The 22,402-nt window shown below is 63.7% G+C and carries 17 protein-coding genes; 11 read left to right on the top strand and 6 right to left on the bottom strand.

Annotated elements, in window-relative coordinates; translation table 11 throughout:
- The first annotated feature begins 113 nt into the window (after positions 1–113).
- Genes G5134_RS10565 through G5134_RS10555 form a run of 3 tightly spaced genes read left to right on the top strand, consistent with a single transcriptional unit; the run spans position 114 to position 7,598 of the window.
- Complete coding sequence (locus tag G5134_RS10565; RefSeq protein WP_065018651.1) at positions 114–4,391, top strand: transporter substrate-binding domain-containing protein; 4,278 nt, start codon at positions 114–116, stop codon at positions 4,389–4,391.
- Positions 4,372–5,583: an EAL domain-containing response regulator gene (locus G5134_RS10560; RefSeq protein ID WP_017763841.1), complete on the top strand. Its 1,212-nt coding sequence runs from the start codon at positions 4,372–4,374 to the stop codon at positions 5,581–5,583. Before G5134_RS10565 ends, G5134_RS10560 begins: the two co-directional genes overlap by 20 nt.
- A 38-nt stretch (positions 5,584–5,621) precedes the next feature.
- Entirely contained in the window at positions 5,622–7,598 is a 1,977-nt protein-coding gene (locus G5134_RS10555; protein WP_065018652.1) for a HAMP domain-containing methyl-accepting chemotaxis protein, read from the top strand.
- A 95-nt stretch (positions 7,599–7,693) separates the two neighbouring features.
- On the opposite strand, the gene rfaH is transcribed toward G5134_RS10555, so the two are convergent.
- From rfaH to metN, 4 genes are all read right to left on the bottom strand, one after another.
- Complete coding sequence (rfaH, locus tag G5134_RS10550; RefSeq protein ID WP_019840631.1) at positions 7,694–8,194, bottom strand: transcription/translation regulatory transformer protein RfaH; 501 nt, start codon at positions 8,192–8,194, stop codon at positions 7,694–7,696.
- Positions 8,195–8,290: 96 nt separating this feature from the next.
- Positions 8,291–9,091 carry a methionine ABC transporter substrate-binding lipoprotein MetQ gene (gene metQ / locus G5134_RS10545; RefSeq protein WP_005304269.1) on the bottom strand — a complete coding sequence of 267 codons (801 nt, stop codon included), beginning with the start codon at positions 9,089–9,091 and terminating at the stop codon, positions 8,291–8,293.
- A 25-nt stretch (positions 9,092–9,116) separates the two neighbouring features.
- Positions 9,117–9,770 carry a methionine ABC transporter permease gene (locus G5134_RS10540; RefSeq protein WP_011704854.1) on the bottom strand — a complete coding sequence of 218 codons (654 nt, stop codon included), beginning with the start codon at positions 9,768–9,770 and terminating at the stop codon, positions 9,117–9,119.
- On the bottom strand, positions 9,751–10,794 hold the full coding sequence (gene metN, locus G5134_RS10535) for a methionine ABC transporter ATP-binding protein MetN (RefSeq protein WP_005304262.1): 1,044 nt from the start codon (positions 10,792–10,794) through the stop codon (positions 9,751–9,753). Before metN ends, G5134_RS10540 begins: the two co-directional genes overlap by 20 nt.
- Before the next feature lie 471 nt (positions 10,795–11,265).
- Here metN and G5134_RS10530 point away from each other — a divergent pair, with 471 nt between their 5' ends.
- A complete protein-coding gene (locus G5134_RS10530; RefSeq protein ID WP_026139000.1) occupies positions 11,266–11,721 on the top strand; it encodes a hypothetical protein in 456 nt (151 codons plus the stop codon).
- A gap of 110 nt (positions 11,722–11,831) precedes the next feature.
- On the opposite strand, the gene ppgK is transcribed toward G5134_RS10530, so the two are convergent.
- A complete protein-coding gene (gene ppgK / locus G5134_RS10525; RefSeq protein WP_005304254.1) occupies positions 11,832–12,587 on the bottom strand; it encodes a polyphosphate--glucose phosphotransferase in 756 nt (251 codons plus the stop codon).
- Positions 12,588–12,670: 83 nt separating this feature from the next.
- On the bottom strand, positions 12,671–13,798 hold the full coding sequence (queG, locus tag G5134_RS10520) for a tRNA epoxyqueuosine(34) reductase QueG (protein WP_065018653.1): 1,128 nt from the start codon (positions 13,796–13,798) through the stop codon (positions 12,671–12,673).
- 186 nt (positions 13,799–13,984) lie between these two features.
- Here queG and G5134_RS10515 point away from each other — a divergent pair, with 186 nt between their 5' ends.
- The 7 genes from G5134_RS10515 (at position 13,985) to hflX (ending at position 22,334) form a co-directional block, all read left to right on the top strand.
- Entirely contained in the window at positions 13,985–15,496 is a 1,512-nt protein-coding gene (locus tag G5134_RS10515) for a bifunctional ADP-dependent NAD(P)H-hydrate dehydratase/NAD(P)H-hydrate epimerase (RefSeq protein ID WP_065018654.1), read from the top strand.
- Positions 15,497–15,504: 8 nt separating this feature from the next.
- Positions 15,505–15,978 (top strand): tRNA (adenosine(37)-N6)-threonylcarbamoyltransferase complex ATPase subunit type 1 TsaE, encoded by a 474-nt coding sequence (gene tsaE, locus G5134_RS10510; protein WP_005304245.1) that lies wholly within the window; start codon positions 15,505–15,507, stop codon positions 15,976–15,978.
- Complete coding sequence (locus G5134_RS10505; protein ID WP_065018655.1) at positions 15,969–17,534, top strand: N-acetylmuramoyl-L-alanine amidase; 1,566 nt, start codon at positions 15,969–15,971, stop codon at positions 17,532–17,534. The genes tsaE and G5134_RS10505 overlap by 10 nt, the downstream gene beginning before the upstream one ends.
- Positions 17,535–17,765: 231 nt before the next feature.
- Positions 17,766–19,640, top strand: a complete 1,875-nt coding sequence (mutL, locus tag G5134_RS10500) for a DNA mismatch repair endonuclease MutL (protein ID WP_065018656.1) — start codon at positions 17,766–17,768, stop codon at positions 19,638–19,640.
- Between the two features lie 92 nt (positions 19,641–19,732).
- Positions 19,733–20,650, top strand: coding sequence for a tRNA (adenosine(37)-N6)-dimethylallyltransferase MiaA (miaA, locus tag G5134_RS10495; RefSeq protein WP_017779128.1), 918 nt, complete (start codon positions 19,733–19,735; stop codon positions 20,648–20,650).
- 70 nt (positions 20,651–20,720) lie between these two features.
- Positions 20,721–20,984: an RNA chaperone Hfq gene (gene hfq, locus G5134_RS10490; RefSeq protein WP_005304228.1), complete on the top strand. Its 264-nt coding sequence runs from the start codon at positions 20,721–20,723 to the stop codon at positions 20,982–20,984.
- 63 nt (positions 20,985–21,047) lie between these two features.
- On the top strand, positions 21,048–22,334 hold the full coding sequence (hflX, locus tag G5134_RS10485; RefSeq protein WP_005304225.1) for a ribosome rescue GTPase HflX: 1,287 nt from the start codon (positions 21,048–21,050) through the stop codon (positions 22,332–22,334).
- The last annotated feature ends 68 nt before the right edge of the window (positions 22,335–22,402 follow it).

Here is a 22,402-nt window from a genome sequence, read left to right as displayed (position 1 = left end):
GGCAGGCATTAGCCTGCCATTTTTCGTATCCGCACGAGTTCTGTTACGAATTTTTATTCGCACATTTTGCCAAAATCCCTATGATCGCTCTCCGATCTGTTCAGGAGTTATCCATGCTGCGCCTCTGTTATCGCGCCATTCTGTTGTGCTGGTTTGCTTGCTGGAGCCATGTGGCTGCGGCAGAAACCTCTCTGGACAAGGATCAGCTGGGACTGACTGAACGGCTGTGGCTCGCCTCGCGCAATGACCTGGTGGTGGGCATGCCCTCGATGGCCTGGCCCCCCTACATCTATACCAATGGCCGGGGCGGCTTCAACGGCCCGCTCGACGACTTTGCCAACCAGATTGCCGGCCGGCTGGGGCTGACCGTGCGCTACAAGACCTATCCCTACTATGCCGATGCCCAGCAGGCGCTGCTCGATGGGGAGGTGGACATGCTGATCGGCGTGACGCCCAGCCAGTCGCGTCAGGAGAAGATGCGCTTTACCTCGGATCTGATGACCCTGCCGCGCGCCGTCCTGCTGACGCGGGAAGAGGGGGAGCCGACCCTGGCCGCGGCACGCCAGTTGCGCTGGGTGTGCGAGCACGGCTTCAGCTCCTGCGAGGAGCTGACCCAGCTCGGGATGACCCAGCTGACCGAGGCGGACAGCAGCGACGAAGCCGTCTTCATGGTCAAGAAGGGGCTGGCGGATGCCTATCTCTCCGATCTGCCCTCGCTGATGCGGCTGCAGCGCCTGCAGCCGCAGACCGGGCTCAAGGTGATCACCCCGGAGTGGGTAACGGATACCTCGCTGGCCATGGCGGTGAGGCTGGACAATCAGGGGCTGCGCGATCTGCTGGAGCTGGCCCTCAACGACATGTCGCTGGATGAGCGTCGCCGCATTCTGGAGACAGGCGGTATCGTCGACTACGAGCTGGCCAACGGCCCTCGCCAGATAGTGTTCAACCAGAGCGAACTGGACTGGCTGGCCCGCCACCCGACCCTGCGCTTCGGGGTGGCTCCGGACTGGCCGGCGGTGAGCGAGATCGATGGCAATGGCCAGCTCAAGGGCTTCATCGCCGACCTGCTCAAGCTGGTGAGCCTGCGATCCGGCCTGCACTTCAGCCTAGTACCCACCAGCAGCTGGGCCGAGACCCAGAGCCTGCTGCAGGCGCGCAAGCTGGATTTCATTCCGGCCATCACCCCGACTGCCGAGCGGCGCCAGTACGCCCTGTTTACCCCCGACTACGCCTTCATCCACCGGGTGATTGCCGCCAGGCAGGGGAGTGAAGAGCTGGCCAGTCTCAACGAGCTCAAGGGACGCAGGGTGGGGATCGTCGGCGGCTCGGTGGAGGAGCTGGTGCTCAAGGAGGTGGGCGCCAACCCTGTGGCGACGAGCAGCGATACCAAGCTGCTGCCCCTGCTGGACGAGCACCAGGTCGACTATGTGCTGATGAGCATGACCACCCTGGAGCAGGCACTGCAGAAAGGGTTCAACAACCGCTACCAGGTGGTGTTTTCCGGCAACGAGCTGAGGGTGCCGGTCGCCATGGCGGTGCATCAACAGGATCCCATGTTGCAGCAGATCCTGACCAAGGTGCTGCTCTCCATCCGGCCGGAAGAGATGACCAAGCTGGAGCACAAGTGGCTGACTCTGACCATCCAGACCGGCATCAATCCGACCACGGTGGCGCTCTGGTCCGCCTTGGGGCTGGGGGCCTTCCTGCTCTGCGTGCTGCTGTTCATGGGCTGGAACCGGACCCTGCGTCGCCAGATAGTGCAGCGCCAGCTGGCCGAGCACAAATTGAACGAGCAGCTGACGTTTGTGCAGACCCTGCTCAACTCCCTGCCCAACATGGTGGTGCTGCGGGATCGCGAGCAGCGCATCACCCTGTGCAACCAGGCCTATCGGGATGCCTTCATCGGCGACCCGATGAAGGAGGGGGGCGACGATCTGGACCGCATGCCGGCCAGAGAGCGGGCGCGGGTACTGAAAGAAGAGCAGGAGGTGTGGCAGAGCGGCGCACAACTGGAGGGGGCGGGCAACAGCCGCCGCCAGGATGGCGCCATGTTCCACGTCATCTATACCAAGCGCCCCTACACCTCCCCGGATGGAGACATGCTCGGTGTCTTGACCGTGCTGACTGACGTGACCCGCATCAAGGAGGCCGAGGCGCGGGCCCGCAAGGCGGAGACCCGCCTCACCCAGATCACCGACAGCATGCCAGGCATCGTCTATCAGTACCTCTGGATCGGACCCGGAAAGGGGCGCTTCCTCTATGCCTCGCAGGGGGCGAGCGAGATCCTGGGGGCCAGCCGGCAGGAGATGCTGTCGGCCGAGTCGGGAGGGGAGGTGTTCGGCTTTACCGAGGAGGCGTTGCAGGACTTCGTCAGCAAGGTGGCCAACCATGCTCAGACCCTGGCCCCTCTCGATCTCGAGGTCAAGGTGGAGCGGCCTGAGGGGGCGCGCTACCTGCAGGTGCGCGGCAGCTTTGTGCCGCAGGAGGAGGGGCACCTGATCCTCAACGGGGTGATCCAGGACATCACGGCCCTCAAGCGCCAGGAGCACGAGCTGAGGGAGGCGCGGGCCTATGCCGAGCAGGCGATGCAGGTGCGCAGCCGCTTCCTCGCCACCATGAGCCACGAGCTCAGAACCCCCATCTCCGGCATGCATGGCATGCTGGAGCTGCTGCAGATGAGCGAGCTGAACGAGGATCAGCGTTACCTGCTGCGCAACGTGGTCACCTCCACCAACAACCTGCTCTATCTGGTCAACGATGTGCTCGACTTCTCCAAGATAGAGGCGGGCCAGCTGCAGCTCCATTATCAGGAGTGCCGGCTTGCCTCCGTCATCTGTGACGTGATCCGCGGCCATGCCACCCTGGCCCATGGCAAGGGGCTCAAAGTGACGCTGGACTGGGGCACCGAGGTGCCGGATCAGGCCCGCATCGATGCGGTGCGGGTGGGGCAGGTGCTCTCCAACCTGCTCAACAATGCGGTCAAGTTCACCGAGCGGGGCGAGATCCGCATCCAGGTGGGCCTGCAGGCCGAGCGACTGGCCATCACGGTCAGCGACACCGGCATCGGCATTGCCGAAGAGAAGCAGGATCGCCTGTTCACCCCGTTCCAACAGGTGGAGTCCGACATAACCCGACGCTTCGGCGGCACCGGGCTGGGGCTGGCCATCTGCCATCAGCTGGCCCAGAAGATGGGGGGCACGCTGACGCTCGAGAGCAAATCGGGGCACGGCACCCGGCTCACCTTCGAGTTCCCGCTGAGCGAATGTCAGTGGGATGCCCCGCCGCTGGCCGGCCAGGAGTGGTGGCTGTTTGGCGAAGATGTTGCCTTGCAGAGCGCCATGCAGCGGCTGGGGGCCAGGCTGCATCGTCTGGATCCACAACAGTGGCAGCAGCCCCTCAACGGCCTGTTGCTGGCGGAGGAGAGCTGGCTCGAGCAGACGCTCGGCAGCGACTGGCTGGGCCATTTGCAGCAGTCGACCCTCAAGGGCATAGTGCTCTCCCCGCAGGAGGCCCTGCGCGGTCGTATGGGATCGAGTGCCTGGTGGCGGCTGGGGCAATCACCGCTCTATCCCGACCTGCTGCTGGAGACCTGTCATCAGTTGCTGGGGGAGGCGGCGATCAGCCCGGTGGAAGCCAATGCGCCCAAGCTGCAGGGGCGGGTGCTGGTGGCCGACGATCACCCCATCAACCGCGCCCTGCTGGCCCGCCAGCTGGCGATCCTCGGCGTGGATGCAGAGGTGGTGGATGACGGCGACAAGGCCTTGCGCACCTGGCAGGGGCAGGGATTCGCCCTGCTGCTGACCGACTGCCACATGCCGGCGATGGATGGCTACAGCCTGACCCGGGCGCTGCGAGAGCAGGGGATATCGGCCCCTGTCATCGGGGTGACGGCCGACACCTCCGAAGAGGCCGGCCTGCAGATGCAGGAGGCGGGCATGAACGACATGTTGTTCAAACCCTATACCCTGGATACGCTGCGGCAGGTGCTGATGCGCTGGCTGCCGGTGAGCAGCCAGGCGCAGGAACCCAGCCAGGCCCCTGCCCCTGCCAGCGAGCAGGGGGAGCGCTGGATCTCGTTGTTTGGCGATGAGGCGGTGGCGCGCAGCATGGCGCGGGAATACCTGGATTCCAATCGCCAGGACGGAGATGACATGATGCAGGCACTGGCCAGGCAGGATACCTATGCCCTGGTGGAGACGGCGCATCGGATCAAGGGGGCTGCCCGCATGGTGGGGCAGCAGGCATTGGCGGAGGAGGCGGCCAGGCTCGAAGCGGCGGCCCGCCTCAAGCAGCTGGACGAGCTCAGCGAACTGAGCCAGACGGTGCTGGCGCTGATGAAGGCTATTACAGGTGAAATTGGATTATGGCTCGATGAACAAGACACAGCATGAGTTGGTGATCATGGTGGTGGAAGATCACGCCTTCCAGCGCAAGGCGTTGATGCACCAGATCCGCGGGCTCGGTTACGCTTCCCTGCTGGAGGCGCAAGACGGGGTGGAGGCGTTGGCCATGTGCCAGCGGCATCAGGTCGACATCCTGTTTTGCGATCTGCGCATGCCGGGCATGGATGGCATGGCGCTGTTGCGCCGCCTCTCCCTCGGCGGCTTTCGCGGCGGCATCATTCTCTCCAGCGCGCTGGAGGATGACGTGGTCGAGGCCGTGCTGCGCATGAGCGCCGCCTATGGCTTGCAGGTGCTGGGACGCATCGAGAAGCCCTCCAGCCAGCAGCAGATCAGCCAGCTGATCGGGGCCTGGCGCCCGCAGCAGGAGCGAGCCCAGGAGGAAGATGGCCACCGTCTGACCCTGGATGAGCTGAGCCTGGCGCTGGAGCAGGATCAGCTGCTGCCCTGGTATCAGCCCAAGGTGAGCTTCGGCTCCGGCCAGTGGGTCGGCATGGAGGCGCTGGCCCGCTGGCAGCATCCGGAGTACGGCCTCATCTCGCCGGCTCGCTTCATTCCGCTGGCGGAGCACAACGGCCTCATCGATCGGCTGACCGAGGTGATCATCAGCAAGTCGCTGCGGGACGGCCACCTGTGGGAGCAGACCGGGCTATCCCTCAACCTCTCGATGAACCTCTCCACCACCTCGCTGATCGAGGGGGATCTGTGCAACACCCTGATCAACCAGTGCCAGCGCTGGAGCATCAACCCCGAGCTCATCACCCTGGAGGTGACCGAGAGCGCATTCGTGCAGGATCTGGGCAAGTCGCTGGAGGTGCTGACGCGCCTGCGCATGCACGGTTTTGGCCTCTCCATCGACGACTTCGGTACCGGCTACTCCTCCATGCAGCAGCTGGCCCTGCTGCCCTTCACCGAACTCAAGCTGGATCGCTCTTTCGTCGATCACTGCTTTGAGGACCCCTCTCGCTTGGCCATAATAGAGTCAAGCATCGAGCTGGCCCGCAAACTGGGGCTCAAGTCCGTCGCCGAAGGGGTGGAGGATGAACTCACCTGGCGGCTGCTGGCGCGGCTGGGGTGCGACGTGTGCCAGGGCTTCTTCTCTGCCCGGCCCATGCCGCGCGAGGAGTTGATGGGATGGCACGACTCCTGGCGTGAACGGCTACCGGCGCTGCTCGGGGAGTGAATGTCGGGCAGGATGCCCGCAAAGAAACAAGGACGTTCATGAAAATTTCAAGCAAGTTGCTGCTCAGCTTCTGTTTTATCAATCTGCTGGTGATCCTCTCTTCCAGCCTGGTCTACCACCAGCTCGGCCGCATCGGACAGGCCGGCAGCGCTCTGATGGAGCAGGCCCTGCCCGCCCTGCAACGGGATGAGGCCAGCCAGAAGGCGCTGGTGGCGACTATCTCCTCCCTGCGGGCCTATCTCATCCTGGGCAAGGATCCGGCGCAGGCCGACCGCCTCAAGCAGGAGTGGGAGGGGGCCTGGCAGGTGATCGAACACCAGCAGTTCACCGCCGAGCTTGCCCGCTCGCTCAAGGCCTTCAGGACCAGCCAGCAGAAGGTGTGGGACATCGCCCAGACCGACGAGAATCTGCCCGCCCATACCCTGATGTTGCAGGAGGCGGGGCCGTTGGCAGAATCGGCCCTCGATCAGCTGCAGTCCTTTGCCAACGAAGAGGTGGCCACCCCGCAGGATCAGCTGCCCGGCGATCGCCGCCTGCTGCTCAAGCAGGTGGGGGATGCCTACAACGGCCTTTCCAATGCCCTCTCCGCCCTGCGTGACTTCCTCATCTCGGGGGATCCGGACTATCGCACCAAATACCAGGACTATTACCAGTTCCACCAGCAGCGGGTGGCCGAGCTGAAGCAGCAAGAGGCCAACTTTACCGAGGCGCAGAAAGGGATCTGGTCGCTGTTCGAGGAGATGTCGGCCCCCTTTGCCGAGCTGGTGGGCCAGGTGATCGAGAAGCGTCAGGCCCCGGACTGGGATCAGGCCAATTACCTGATGGCGACCGAGATTGAACCCGCCCTCGGCCAGCTGGCGACCCAGCTGGCCGGCCAGGTGACCGAGACCCGTGCCGAGGTACAGAGCATGGGCCAGAAGATGACCAGTGCCGGTCAGGCCATCAATCGTACCCTGCTGCTGGCCACCCTGACCGTGATCGTGCTGGGTACCCTGGTGGCGCTGCTGTTCAGTCGCCGCCTGACCCGGGACATCGCCAGCCTGGTGCTGCGAGCCGATCAGGTGGCCAATGGTCGGTTGCCGGCCCGTCCCCTGCCGGTGCAGAGCCAGGATGAGCTGGGCGGGCTGACGGGCTCCATCAACCAGATGTCCGGCCAGCTGCGCCAGCTGGTGGGGGAGATCCAGGGGGCGGTGGGGCAGGTAGACGGGGCCTGCGGTGAGGTGAGCAGCACCACCCGCGCCATCGTCACCGATCTGGCGAGCCAGAATCAGCGGGTCGATACGGTGGCGGCGGCCATCGAGCAGATGTCGGTCAGCACCCGGGATGTGGCGGGCAATATCGCCGAAGCGGCGCGGGCCGCCCAGCAGGCCGAGCAGCAGACCCGCCAGGGCGGCCACGAGCTGACCCGCATGACGGCCACCATGCAGCAGATTGCCGCCATGATTGCCCAGGCGAACGAGGCGATGGGCCAGCTCAGCAGCCAGAGCGAGCAGGTGGGACGCGTCACCGAGGTAATCGCCACCATCGCCGAGCAGACCAATCTGCTGGCGCTCAACGCCGCCATCGAGGCGGCGCGGGCCGGCGAGCAGGGGCGCGGTTTTGCGGTGGTGGCCGACGAGGTGCGCCTGCTGGCGAGCCGCACCAGCCAGTCCACCGAGGAGATCAGCCAGACCATTGCCAGCATCCAGCAACAGACCCGCCAGACCGTCAACACGGTCGGCAGCGGTACCCGGCTGGTGGAGGAGGGGCGCGGCGCCGTCGACTCGGTGACCGCGACCCTGGACGCCATGCTGCAGCTGGTGCAGGACTTGTCGGGTCAGCTAGGGGCGATCGCCACCGCGACCGAGCAGCAGTCGCGGGTGGCGCAGGAGGTGGCGGGCACGGTGGAGGAGATCGCCGGGCTCAGCCGGCAGTCGAGCCAGCGCAGCCAGCAGGGGGAGGAGATAGTGGCCAGGCTGGCGCAGGATACCGGCCGCTTGACGGCGGTGATCAGCCGCTTCGAACTGGATGCCTGAGGCGGACAAGGCCCATAAGAACGGGGCAGGCCGCTTGGCCTGCCCCGTTTCTTTTCAGCCTTGCTGGCAAGAGATGGTTGCTCTGGCCTGGCGGGTCAGTCTAGTCGACGGAAGGACTGGTTGTCGAAGCTGCTGCTGGTCTCCTGATTGAGCAGGCTCACCAGCAGGATCGCGCGTTTGTCGCCATCCGGCTCCAGATAGATGGCCTCGAAGCCGGCCAGCGGACCGGATTCTATCAATACCTTGTCGCCCTGGGTCGGCAGGTTGGCGTAGCTGGCGCGCGCCTCGTCGCTGTCGTCCCGGCTCATCAGCTGATAGACCAGCTGGCTGTTGATGGCGGTCCACTCCCGCCCGAAGTGGATGATCCGGCTGATGCCGCGGGTGGACTTCAGGGTGACCGGGGTGACCTCTTCCAGATCCACGTAGATGAACAGGTAGTTGGGGAACATGGGCTCCCGCACCGGGACTCGCTTGCCCCGCCGCAGTTTTTCAATTTCCACCATGGGATAGTAGGACTCGATCCCCTGGGCTTCGAGATGGGCGCGGGCGCGGGCCTCTTCTTTTGGCTTGCAGTAGGCCAGATACCATTTTTTCATGTGATGAATATGTTCGTGTTGCCGTGCTCGCCGATATGATAGCGGCAGCAATAAAAAAGGCCACGCATTGCGTGGCCTTTTTTGCCGGGTGAGTGATTACCAACCTTTCACCAGGCCGCCTTTGAACAGCTCCAGCCCTTTCTTGTAGACGTCGTCGGTCTGGAAGGCCTGTACGAACTGTTTGACCTTCTCGTCGTCCTTGTTGTTGTCGCGGGCGACGATCAGGTTGACGTAGGGGGACTCCTTGTCCTCGACAAACAGGCCGTTCTCGGTGGGAGTCAGGCCAATCTGACCGGCGAAGGTGTTGTTGATGATGGCCAAGTCCACGTCTTCCAGCGAGCGCGGCAGCTGGGCTGCTTCCAGCTCGACAATCTTGAAGTTGCGCGGGTTGCTGGCGATGTCCAGCACGGTTGCTTCCAGACCGGCACCCTCTTTGAGCTTCAGCAGACCCTGCTTCTCCAGCAGGATCAGGGAGCGGCCCAGGTTGGTCGGATCGTTCGGCACCGCGATCTGGGCACCATCTTTCAGCTCGGAGAGGGCCTTGATCTTCTTGGAGTAACCGGCGATCGGGTAGACGAAGGTGTTGCCGACCGGCACCAGCTTGAAGCCGCGATCACGGATCTGGGCATCCAGATAGGGCTTGTGCTGGAAGGCGTTGACGTCAACGCTGCCATCGTTCAGGGCCACGTTCGGGGTGACGTAGTCGGAGAAGTTGACCACCTCGACGGTCAGACCGTATTTCTCCTTGGCCACTTTGGCGGCCACTTCAACCAGTTCGGTCTCGGGGCCGGCGATGGCGCCCACCTTCAGGGTCTTGTTCTCTTCTTTTTGACCGCAACCGGCCAGTACCAGGGTAGCCAGCAGGGCAGCCGCAACGGATTTGATGCCAAATTTCATAAAACCTCCTGTCAGAAATCGACGATTAACGATGATCACATTTGTTGACCAGGCGCTCACCCGCGCTCTGGATGAGTTGAACCAGCACTACCAGGATCACGACGGTGACCAGCATGACGGTTGGGTCAAAGCGTTGATAGCCGTAGCGAATACCCACATCGCCCAGTCCACCGCCCCCGATGGCACCAGCCATGGCGGAGTAGTTCACCAGCGTGACGAGGGTGATGGTGACGCTGTTGAGGATGCCGGGCAGGGCCTCGGGCAGCAGCACCTTGGTGATGATTTGCAATGGCTTGGCGCCCATGGCCTTGGCCGCTTCCAGCAGGCCGTCCGGCACCTCCATCAGGGCCCCTTCCACCAGGCGGGCGATGAAGGGGATGCAACCGACGGTCAGCGGCACGATGGCGGCGATGGTGCCGATGCTGGTGCCGACGATCAGCCGGGTCAGCGGGATGATCGCGACCAGCAGGATGATGAAGGGCACCGAGCGACCCACGTTGACCACCATGCCCAGGGTACGGTTGAGCAGCGGGTTGGCCAGGATCTGGCCGGCCTTGGTCACGTGCAGCGCCACGCCGAGCGGCAGACCGAGCAGGCAGCCGAACAGGGCGGAGGCAAACACCATGATGAGGGTGTCGCCCAGGGCTGTGAACAGCAGATTAATCATTGCTTCGGACATAACCCATTACCTCCAGCTGAATATGGTTGTCGATGAAGAACTGTTGGGTGGCCTCGCACTGGGCCTCATCCCCGAACAGTTCCGCCAGCAGGAAGCCGAACTTGACGCCGCCGGCGTACTCGATGTCGGCGCTCAGAATGCTGATGTCGATGTTGAAGCGGCGGCTCGCTTCCGAGATGAGCGGCGTGTCGACCGTGCTGCCGGTAAAGCCGAGTTTCACCAGCGGATAGCTGGCAGGTACCCGGTCGCTACTCATCCGATCCTGATACTCCTGGGGCACTTCCAGATGGATGGTGGAGTGGATGAAATCCCGCGCCAGCTGGGTCTTGGCATTGCTGAAGAACCAGGCCACTTCGCCCTGCTCGATCAGCCGGCCGTCGCTGATGATGGCCACTTCGTCACAGATCCCCTTCACCACGTCCATCTCGTGGGTGATGAGCAGGATGGTGAGCCCCAGCTTGACGTTGATCTCCTTGAGCAGAGTCAGGATCGAGCGGGTGGTCTGTGGGTCGAGGGCCGAGGTGGCCTCGTCGCACAGCAGCACCTTGGGGGCCGGGGCCAGCGCCCGGGCGATGGCGACCCGCTGCTTCTGACCGCCGGATAGCTCGGACGGATAGGCGTGGGCGCGGGCTTCCAGCCCGACCAGCGCCAGCAGTTCGGTGACCCGATTCTGGATCTTGTCCTTGCTCCAACCCGCCAGCTCCAGCGGAAAGGCGATGTTGGCGGAGACGGTACGGGAGGCCAACAGGTTGAAGTGCTGGAAGATCATCCCGATCTGGCGGCGAGCCTGGGTCAGATCCCGCTCGCTCAGGGCGACCAGATCCTGGCCGTCGACGATGACCTGGCCATCCGTCGGGCGCTCCAGCAGGTTGACACAACGGATGAGGGTGCTCTTGCCGGCACCGGAGGCACCGATCACCCCGAAAATTTTGCCTTGCGGCACATGCAGGCTGACATCACGCAGGGCGTGCACGGCATCACTGCCTTTACCGTAGACTTTGTTGAGACCGATCAACTTAATCATGGATTCTTCCGTGCTAACAGCCTTAAAGCACAGGGCGCTACAGGCGGGTGAATTGGGCAGAGGTTTCACTGGGTTGCTCTGTCATCATGGAGGATGATGCTAAGATGTCTGGATGGCCATGTCAACGCGTGTTTATACATCTAGACGTCTAAAAAAGTGCTAAGGATTGCCACTTGTTGACTAAGGCCGACGGTGATCCGGTTCACATCAATATTGTATTTGGCAGTGTAGTAGGATTGCCGAATATCAAATGGCAAATACACCATTATCACTTCCTTTATTAGTCGTGAGACGGATTCAGCTGCTCATCTTTTACTCCCCCCGGGTTGGCACAAATCATTCCATTTTGTATCGTTCGCTGCTTTCTTGGCCGGCCTCTTGATGCAGCACAACAAGGGCCGTGCTTTGGCTTGGCTTGCAATTGCCTGTTTTTTTATACTGAATGGGCACGACATACAGGAGGGCAACCTGATGCGATTTCAACAAATCAAAGACTTGCTGCTCTATCTGGAGCAGGTGCATCACCAGCTTGGACTCTGTTACGGGCGCCTCATGACCCAGGTGGATGGCGAGCGCAGCCGGCTGCTGCTGGCCTATCTGCAGCAGCGGGAGGAGGCGGCTGGTACCCAGCTGGATGACTATTTGAGCGAACTTGGCGAAGGGGTGAAGGAGACCTGGCTGGAGCGGGGCTTCAGCGAGGATCTGCTGCCCGGGATCCGGCGCCTGAGCCTGCCTGCCACGGCCCAGACCCAGGACATAGTGCAGCTGGTGTGCCGGCAGGAGGAGAAACTCATCGGCGAGCTCAGCCATCTGGCCCGGGAGTGTCCGACCGAGGAGACGGTGCGGCTGCTCGGTGGCCTGGCCACGCAGGAGCAGACCCGCCTGACCCGGCTGGTGCACGGCGCCCATCGACTCGACGACCTTTAGGAAATAGCCGGCCGGGCGACATGTCCCCGGGCGACATATAGGGTGAAAAATGGGCGGTGAAAACAAGAGGCCCGGCAATGCCGGGCCTCTGCTGTTTGTTCAGGACGGCGTCATGCCGACTGGCGGGCGGCGGTCAGCTCGGCGGCGTGCAGGGCGGCGCCTATGATGCCGGCCTGATTGAGGTTGGCGGCCGCCACCAGTGGGGCCCGGGTCTCAATCTTGTCGATGAACTTGTCGAGCTTGGCGGCGCTGCCGCCCCCCAGGATGAAGAGGTCGGGGGAGAACAGAAACTCGAGGCGGGCCAGGTACTTGTTGAAGCGCTTGCCCCAGCGACCCCAGGAGAGATCCTCGCGCTTGCGCACCGCGTCCGAGCAGTAGTGCTCGGCCACCATGCCTTCCAGCATCAGGTGACCCAGCTCGGTGTTGGGCAGCAGCTGGCCGTTGACGAACACGGCGGTGCCGATGCCGGTGCCGACCGTGATGAGGATGATCACCCCCTGGCGATCCCGGCCGTTGCCGTAGCGCATCTCTGCCAGACCGGCCGCATCGGCGTCGTTCAGCACGTGGCAGGGCTGGCCAGTCACGTCGCCGAACAGATGGGCGACGTCGGTCTCAATCCAGCTCTTGTCGATGTTGGCCGCACTCTTGGCGATGCCGTTGTGGATGGTGGCGGGAAAGCCGCAGCCCACCGGGCCCTTCCAGTCGAAGTGTTCCACCAGCGCCTTGAGGGTATGCGCCACGGCGGCCGGGGTGGCCGGCTGCGGCGTCACCAGCCGGTGGCGTTCGCCAATCAGCTCGCCCGTTGCGGTGTCGACCAGGCATCCCTTGATCCCCGAACCACCGATATCCACTCCCAACATCTGCATCAGCTTGTTCCTTTTGTTGTGCCGACCATCGACCGTCGGCAGAGCATGAAAAAATGACCTGGATCCGGCAAGGGGCAGATCGTCTATGCGTGATCCGGCAGACCTTTTTCGATGCAGCGGATCAGCAAGCGGGTCTTTTTGTTGTCATCCTGCTGGCGCCGGGCCAGGGTCGCCAGCGCCCACTCGATATGTTCGGCCACCATGGGCTCGGCTTCAGCCAGCACCTGCTGCAGGGCCATCATTACCTCCTGGCTGGCCGGGCCGTTGCCAAGGGCCACCGCCAGGTTGCGGCGCCAGCGCTGATAACCGATGCGGCGAATAGGGCTGCCTTCCGTGTGCTTGAGAAACTCGCTCTCGCTCCAGCCCCACAAGGTCAAGAGGGGCGGGCGGTGCAGATTGGGGCGCGGGCTGAAGTCGGGCTCAGGGCTGGCATTGGCGTAGCGGTTCCAGGGGCAGATGAGCTGGCAGTCGTCACAGCCATAGATGCGGTTGCCCATCAGCGGCCGGAACTCTACGGGGATGGGGCCGTCGTTCTCGATGGTGAGATAGGAGATGCAGCGGCGGCCATCCACCACGTAGGGGGCGACAATGGCGCCGGTGGGGCAGATGTTGATGCAGGCCACGCACTTGCCGCATTGCTCTTTCTCCACCGGGGCGTCCAGCGGCAGTGGCAGGCTGAGCAGCAGCTCCCCCAGAAAGAAGAAGGATCCCGCCGACTCGTTGAGCAGCAGCGAGTGTTTGCCCACCCAGCCGAGGCCGGCCTTGGCCGCCAGCGGTCGCTCCAGAATGGGGGCCGAGTCGACGAAGGGGCGCCAGCCCAGCGCCTCGCAGCGCTGCTCGATGCGCTCCCCCAGCTGCTTGAGCCGGCTGCGCAGCAGCTTGTGGTAGTCGCGACCGAGGGCATAGCGGCTGATGTAGCCGAGGGTGGGGTCGCGCAGGGTGGCGGCGAAGCCCGCCTCGAACGGGAGATAGTTCATCCGCACCGACAGCACCCGCAAGGTACCCGGCAGCAGCTCGTGGGGACGGGCCCGCATCATGCCGTGGCGCGCCATGTAGTCCATGCTGCCGTGATAGCCAGCGTCAAGCCAGGCTTGCAGCCTGGGCTCCTCGAGGGTGAGATCCGTGTCTGTGATGCCGGCCTGGTCGAATCCTAGCTCGCTCGCCCAGAGCTTGATATCTTGGGCCAGTTGATGAAGTTCGGCCGTGGTCATGGCGCTGCCGGTCCTGCTGGCGGGCGGCCTGAGCGTGCACCGGGATGGGAGTGTACTGTCATGCTGTATCGCATCTCTGGGGGCTTGCTGCCAAGGTTAACCGATGGGGGCGTTTGCCGCCGTCATACTGCATCATGAGCCCGGTGCCCGCCGGACCGGATCAATGGATGAGAGTCAGGAGCCGTCATGGAACAGGTCATCGGGGATGCTATCAGCGGGAAAGAGGGGCAGAGCTTACCACAATCACTGTGGCGGACTGAACAGATCCGTGCCCTGGAGCGGGAGTGGGCCGAACGCGAGGGGCTGAGCCTCTATGCCCTGATGGAGCGCGCCGGCGCTGCGCTGCGCACCTACGCCACCCACCACTGGCCGCACAGCCGGTGCTGGTGGATCTTTACCGGCCCCGGCAACAACGGTGGCGACGGCTACGTGCTGGCCCGCCTGGCGAGACAGCTGGGTCTTGAGCCTCAGGTTATTGCCGTGCGGGATCCCGCCGAGCTGACGGGGGATGCCAGGCGGGCCGCCGACGAGTGGCTGGCGATGGGGGGCACAGTGGTGTCGCCCGAGGAGCGGGAACTCGACCGGCTGCCGGCCCCGGATCTGGTGATAGATGCACTGCTTGGCACCGGTGTCCATATCCGGCTGTCACCGCTCATGACAAGGATCGTCGCAACAATCAATGGCTTGCAGGTGCCCGTGTTGGCTGTGGATCTCCCCTCCGGCCTCAATGCCGATACCGGCTGCGCCATGGGAGCCGTGGTGCGCGCCAGCCGTACCCTCACCTTCATCGGCATCAAGCAGGGCATGCTCACCGCCGACGGGGTGGATTGCGTCGGTCGACTCGACTGCGACACCCTCGGCGTCACCGCGCCGCCCGAGTGTCAGGCTGCCGCCGAGCGTGTCGATTATCCTTCTCTTTGCGCCAGGCTGACGCCGCGCCAGCGCTCGTCCCACAAGGGCTCCCACGGCAAGGTGTTGCTGGTGGGGGGCAATGCGGGGATGCAGGGGGCCATCGTGCTGGCCGCGCGCGCCTGCCTGCGGGCCGGTGCCGGTCTGGTCCGGGTGTGCCAGCATCCTGATCACCTGCCCGCCAGCCTCTATCAGGCCGAATTGATGGGCAGTCAGGCCGGGGGGGATGAAAGCTGGGCCTCGGTGCGGGTGGTGGGACCGGGTCTGGGTCAGGATGAGTGGGGTCGGCGCCATTTTGAGTCATTTGTTAACGAGCGGGTGCCACTGGTATTGGATGCCGATGGATTGAATTGGCTGGCGCAATGTCCCCGTCATCAGGATAATTGGGTGCTCACGCCCCATCCGGGCGAGGCGGCCCGCCTGCTGGGCTGCACCATTGCCGAGATCGCCGCGGATCGCTTTGCCGCGGTGCAGCGTCTGCAGCAGCGCTTCGGCGGTGTGGTGCTGCTCAAGGGGGCGGGGACGCTGATCCACGACGGCAAGGGGATGGCGCTCTGCAACGAGGGCAATCCCGGCATGGCCAGTGGCGGCATGGGCGACCTGTTATCTGGTATAATCGCCGCCCTTTTGGCCCAGGGCTGGTCTGCCGCCGAGGCAGCCCGACTGGGCGCCGTGATCCACGGGGAAGCGGCCGATCTGGCCGCTGCAGACGGAGAGCGGGGCATGCTGGCATCAGACCTGCTGCCCTTTATCCGTCGACTGGTTAATCCCGACACCATAACAAGCTAAAGAAGAACATGGCAAAACAGTTGATGATGACACTGCCGGACGAGGCAGCAACCGTGGCACTGGGTGGCCGTCTGGCCCACGCCTGCCAGCAGGCGACCACTGTCTTCCTGCACGGGGCCCTCGGGGCCGGCAAGACCACCCTGACTCGTGGCTGGGTGCAGGGGCTGGGTCATGAGGGCAAGGTCAAGAGCCCGACCTACACCCTGGTGGAGCCCTACGAGCTGGCCGACTGGCAGCTTTACCACTTCGATCTCTATCGGCTGGCCGACCCGGAAGAGCTGGAGTTCATGGGGATCCGCGATTACTTCGGCGCCAACACCCTCTGTCTGGTGGAGTGGCCGGAAAAGGGCGACGGCTGGCTGCCTGCGCCGGATCTCGAGATCACCCTGAGTTATGCAAACGAGCAGCGCGAGGTGCAGATTGACGCCCGCACTGCTATTGGCGAAGCCATTCTGGAACGGTTGTCATCTACGTGCGCTTGATCCTTGTTATTGCCCTCTCCCTGCTGGCCTTACCTTCCTGGGCGAATCAGCTCAAGAGCGTGCGGGTGTGGCCGTCGCCGGACAACACCCGGGTGGTGCTCGACATGAGCAGCGCCCCCAATTACAACTACTTCACCCTGACCGGCCCCGATCGGCTGGTGATCGACCTGAAAGGGGCGAGCAACGTCACCAACCTGGCCCGCATCGAGAACAAGAGCGAGCTGGTGCGCAAGATCCGCGAAAGCTCGCCGCTGGAAAAAGGCGGGCTGCGGCTGGTGCTGGACCTGAGTTCAGCCATCAAGCCGGTGGTCTTTCCGCTGGCACCGGCCGGCCCCTACGGCCACCGGCTGGTGATCGACCTGCCTTATGAAGAGAAAGCCTCCGCCACCGCTCAGACGGCACCGGTGGGCGGCAAGGGCAAGGGGGTGGTGATCGCCATCGACCCGGGCCACGGCGGGGAAGACCCGGGCTCCATCGGCCCGCGCCGCACCTACGAGAAGCGGGTGACCCTGGCGGTTTCCCAGAAACTGGCCGCCCTTATCGACCGCGAACCCGGCATGCGCGCAGTGCTGACCCGGCGCGGCGACTACTTCGTCGATCTGAACAAGCGCTCCGAGATTGCCCGCAAGGCCAAGGCCGACCTGCTGGTGTCGGTGCACGCCGACAGCTTCCACAACTCGACCCCGCGCGGCGCCTCCGTCTGGGTGCTGTCGACCAACCGTGCCAACCGCGAGATGGGCAGCTGGCTGGAGAAGCAGGAGAAACAGGGCGAACTGCTGGGGGGCGTTGGCAAGGTGTTGGCCGAATCCGATCCCAACCCCTACCTGGCGCAGACCTTCCTCGACCTCTCCATGGACAAGTCGCGGGCCGAGGGCTATGACGTCAGCCGCCAGATCCTGCGCTCGCTGGGCCGGGTGGCCCGGTTGCACAAGAAGGCACCGGAACACGCCAGCCTGGCGGTGCTGAAGGCGCCTGACATTCCCTCCGTGCTGGTGGAGACAGGTTTTATCTCCAACCACGCCGAAGAGAAGCTGCTGGCGACCTCCAGCTATCAGGATCAACTGGCTCGCGCCATCTTCGAGGGGATCCGCAACTACTACCGGGCTCACCCGACCAAGGGCGCCATGCTCACCGGCAAAGGGCAGGCCAGCAACAAGCAGGCCGCGGTCAGCCGACCTGCCCCTGCCAGCAAGCCGGTCGCCGTCAGCAAACCGGCGGCGCAGCCGGTGCAGCAGGTGGTAACCAACCGGATGCCGGCCACCGAACCGAACCGCAGCAGCGACGGCGGGGCGCCGGTCAGCAGCGTTGGCGGCTCTTCGTCCGGTGCCGGGGTGATCAAGCCCTACGTGGTGGCAGCCAAGGAGCCGAGCGTGCCGGTGACCAGCGTGCAGAGCAATGACAAGGCCAACATGATCCGTCATGTGGTCACCCGCGGGCAGAGCCTCTCCCGGCTTGCCGAGAAATACGGGGTCAGCCAGGCGCGGCTGGTGGAGATCAACAAGCTCAAGTCGCGGGACATCCAGATAGGGCAGGTGCTCTATATCCCGCAAAAGTAGCGCTGGATGAGGCGCCGGGTCCGTCCCTGCCGGTGGCAGAGGCTGACCCGGTGAACCGTCATCTAACCCCGCCGATTGCCCGCACCTTCAACCAAGCAGGAGCCAGCGATGCCGATCCGTACCTTGTCCCCTGTTCTGGCCAGCCAGACGAGCGCGGGCGGTGATACGGCGGCGTGGCTCCCAGTCGGGGCGGTTGCCACAGCCATTCCGTTCAACCAGCAGGAGTAAGCGATGCCAATTCGTATATTGCCGCCGATTCTGGCCAACCAGATTGCTGCCGGTGAGGTGGTGGAGCGGCCCTCCTCCGTGGTCAAGGAGCTGGTGGAAAACAGCCTGGATGCAGGGGCCGACCGGGTCGAGATCGACATCGACAAGGGTGGTGCCAAGCTCATTCGCATTCGCGACAATGGCGGTGGCGTCGCCAAGGATGAGCTGGTGCTGGCGCTGTCGCGCCACGCCACCTCCAAGGTGGCGACCCTCGACGATCTGGAAGGGATCAACAGCCTGGGCTTTCGCGGCGAGGCGCTCGCCTCCATCAGTTCGGTCTCCCGGCTCACCTTTACCTCCCGCACGGCGGAGCAGTCCGAAGCCTGGCAGGCCCAGGCCGAAGGGCGCGAGATGAGCGTCACCGTCAAGCCGGCGGCCCACCCGGTGGGCACGACTGTGGAGGTGGTGGACCTCTTCTTCAACACCCCGGCTCGGCGCAAGTTCATGCGCAGCGAAAAGACCGAGTTTGCCCACATCGACGAGCTGGTGCGCCGCATCGCGCTCTCCCGCTTCGACGTCACCCTGATCCTGCGCCACAACGGCAAGGTGGTGCGCCAGTACAAGGCCGCCAACACGGTGGCGGAGCAGGAGCGCCGGCTCGCCGCGGTGTGCGGCTCTCCCTTCATGCACCACGCGCTGGCGGTGGAGAGCGAGCACAGCGACGTGCGGCTGTGGGGCTGGCTGGCCACGCCCGCCGGCGCCAGACCGCAGAACGATCTGCAATACACCTATGTCAACGGCCGCATGATGCGCGACAAGCTCATCAACCACGCCATCCGCCAGGCCTATGACGAGCTGCTGCCGGCCGATCGGTTCGCGGCCTACGTGCTCTACATCGAGCTGGATCCTCGTCAGGTGGACGTCAACGTCCATCCGGCCAAGCACGAGGTGCGTTTTCATCAGGCGCGCCTCATTCACGACTTCATCTTCCAGGCGCTCTTTACCGCCCTGCGCCAGCCAGGGGCGGCAAGCGACGAGTGCGACCAGCCTCTGGCCGAGACCCTGGTCGAGCTGCCGGTCAGTGCCCCCATCGAGTATCCGGGCCAGGCGCCCAGAGCCGAGTGGTATGGCGCCGAGCACAACTACCGGGCCCCGGCCCGGGAAGTGCGGGAAGGAAGTGGCGCCGGGCGACCCGGCCACTACCAGCCGCCCGAGCCCCCGAGCCGGGAGGCGATGCGCGGCATGGGCGCGCTGCTCACCACCCTGCCGACGGTGCAGGGCACGCCGCTGGCAGAGGCTGAAACCGCGCCTGCCGCCGCCGTGGCGGCCAAGGCGGGGGCGTGGCGGGCCTTGACCCTGGTGGAGCAGGCCTATCTGCTGCTGGAGCGGGACAACCGGCTGGCCCTGCTGTCGCTGGTGCGGGTCGAGCGCCTGCTGCTGCGCCACTGGCTGCTGGAAACCTGGGGCCAGGGGCTGGCGGCCCAGCCGCTGCTGCTGCCGGTCTCCTTCAAGCTGCCGAAAAACCTGGTCGCGCTGGTGGAAACGCAGGAGCGTTTGCTCAAACGGATGGGGCTGGAGTTGAAAAGCGGTGGGCGCGACACCATGATCCTGACTCGGGTGCCGGCGTTGCTGCGCCAGACCGATCTGGTGCGCTTATTACCCGAATTGCTGCAACTGATCGAGAGCGGATCTGACAGTGATGCTGACCAGCAGGCTGAAGTATTATGCCAATGGCTGGTGGAGCAGGGGATAAGTCGCGAAAAAGTATATGATTTTGCCACGGCCAACCGCTTGCTGACGGAACTTGTTGCCGATTTCAGTGACCAACTGGCAGACGTTCGCATGGTGCGCCCGCTGTCACTGGCGAGCGTGCTGGCCGAGTTCGCCGATGGCCATTGAGGGAAATGCCCTCTTGAATCCATAAACCAGTTTTTTGCAGGTGCGCCGCCAAGGGGGGCGACCATGCAAGGGGAGTTTTTCACGTGGCTGACTTGCCGACTGCAATTTTTCTGATGGGGCCGACGGCCTCCGGCAAGACGGATCTCGCCATCGAACTGTGCCAGGCGCTGCCCTGCGACATCATCAGCGTGGATTCCGCGCTCATCTATCGCGGCATGGATATCGGCACCGCCAAGCCTACGCCGGCCGAACTGGCGCAGGCGCCGCACCGGCTGATCGACATCCTGGATCCCGCCATGAGCTATTCGGCGGCCGATTTTTGCCGCGATGCGCTGCGGGAGATGAAAGAGATCGCCGAGCGCGGCCGCATTCCGCTGCTGGTGGGCGGCACCATGCTCTATTTCAAGGCGCTGCTGGAGGGACTCTCTCCGTTGCCCTCCGCCGACCCCGCCATTCGGGCCGGCATCGAGGAGGAGGCCGCCCGCCTTGGCTGGCAGGCACTGCACGATGAGCTGGTGCGCATCGACCCGGTGGCCGGTGCCCGCATCCATCCCAATGACCCGCAACGGCTCAGCCGGGCGCTCGAGGTCTACCGCATCAGCGGCAAGACGCTCACCGAGCTGACCCAGGTGCAGGGGGAGGGGTTGCCCTATCGCGTGCTGCAGTTTGCCATCGCACCGAGCGATCGCGCCGTGCTGCACCAGCGCATCGAGCTGCGCTTTGACAAGATGCTGCAGGGCGGCTTTGAACAGGAGGTCAGGGGCCTCTACCAACGGGGCGATCTCACCCCGGATCTTCCCTCCATCCGCTGCGTGGGATACCGCCAAATGTGGGACTACCTGGCGGGGGAAGTGGAGTATGATGAGATGCGCTATCGCGGAATTGTTGCCACCCGCCAGTTGGCCAAGCGTCAAATGACCTGGTTGCGCGGTTGGTCTGATGTGACCTGGTTGGAATCTGGTGAGTCTGGCAATCTGGCAAGGGTCGTCGCCCGTGCCGGAGTGGCTTGACACTCCTGTATAATCAGGTTGTTATATTGATATCCGGTGTTTAAAAACAACAAACTATAAGGAAAAGAAGATGGCTAAGGGGCAATCTCTCCAAGACCCGTTTTTGAATGCGCTGCGCCGTGAGCGGATTCCTGTTTCTATCTATTTGGTGAACGGCATCAAACTGCAGGGTCAGATCGAATCGTTTGACCAGTTTGTCATTTTGCTGAAGAACACCGTGAGCCAGATGGTATACAAGCACGCCATCTCCACCGTGGTGCCGGCCCGTGCCGTCAACCATCACCAGCACGCCCAGGGCGCGGCTGGCGAAGAGCAGGGTGAAGCCGAGGCGTGATATCCCGGGACGAGGCGACTCGTCAACCCAGATTCATCATGATTCCTGTCAAGGAGCAAGCGCTTGTTTGACCGTTATGAAGCCGGCGAACAGGCCGTTCTGGTACATGTCAACTTCAGTGATGAGGGTGAGCGGGAGGATCTGGAAGAGCTCAAGATGCTGGTGAGCTCGGCCGGGGTCAATGCGCTGGGGGTGATCACCACCAGCCGCAGTGCGCCCAGCGCCAAATTTTTTGTCGGCAGCGGCAAGGCTGAAGAGATCGCGTCCCAGGTCCAGATGCTGGATGCCGACGTCGTCATCTTCAACCATGCCCTGACCCCTGCCCAGGAGCGTAACCTGGAGCGTCTGTTCCAGTGCCGGGTAGTGGACAGGACCGGCCTGATCCTCGATATCTTCGCTCAGCGTGCCCGTACTCACGAAGGCAAGTTGCAGGTCGAACTGGCCCAGTTGCGCCATCTCTCTACTCGCCTGGTGCGAGGCTGGACCCACCTTGAACGTCAGAAGGGGGGGATCGGCCTGCGCGGCCCGGGTGAAACCCAGCTGGAAACCGACCGCCGCCTGTTGCGTGAACGCATCAAGGCGATTTTGCGCCGGCTCGACAAGGTGGCCAAGCAGCGGGAACAGGGACGTCGTGCCCGCAACCGCAACGAGGTGCCGACCGTTTCTCTGGTGGGTTACACCAACGCCGGAAAGTCCACTTTGTTCAACCAACTTACAGCTGCCAGCGTGTATGCTGCCGACCAATTGTTCGCAACCCTGGATCCGACCCTGCGCAAATTGGTGATCCGGGATGTGGGTGATGTGATTCTGGCGGATACAGTTGGATTTATTCGACACTTGCCCCATGATCTGGTCGCGGCCTTCAAGGCGACGCTGCAGGAGACCCGCGAAGCGGATCTGCTGCTGCACGTGGTGGACTGTGCCGACGAGCAGATGCAGGAGAATATCGAGTCGGTGCAGCAGGTGCTGGCCGAGATCGAAGCCGATGACCGGCCCCAGCTGATGATCTGCAACAAGATCGACAAGCTGGGTGAACACCCGGTCGGGCTGGAGCGTGACGAAGAGGGGCGCCCGGTGCGGGTCTGGCTGTCTGCCCAGACCGGCGAGGGGTGTGACGATCTGTTTGTTGCCCTGACCGAGCTGCTGGCCGGCTCCATGGTGCACCACACCCTGCAGTTGCCCCCTTCGGCCGCCAGATTGCGCAGTGCGCTCTATCGCCTCAAGGGCATCGAGCAGGAAGGTTTCAGCGAGGAGGGGGATTTTGTGTTGGAAGTCCGCCTGCAACTGGCTGACTGGAACCGCCTCGTGAAACAAGAAGGTGAGAGTTTACAACGCTTTATCAGGCATTGATTCGTCGATGAGATGAATGTTTGCTGGCTTCATCAACGGTTGATGGCCCGATAGAGATGATATCCATC

Source organism: Aeromonas sp. 600276 (genome assembly GCF_049175815.1).
GTDB classification, from domain to species: domain Bacteria; phylum Pseudomonadota; class Gammaproteobacteria; order Enterobacterales; family Aeromonadaceae; genus Aeromonas; species Aeromonas dhakensis.
The sequence above is the reverse complement of the archived record's forward strand: the minus strand, read 5'-3'. Positions and strand labels throughout refer to the sequence as shown.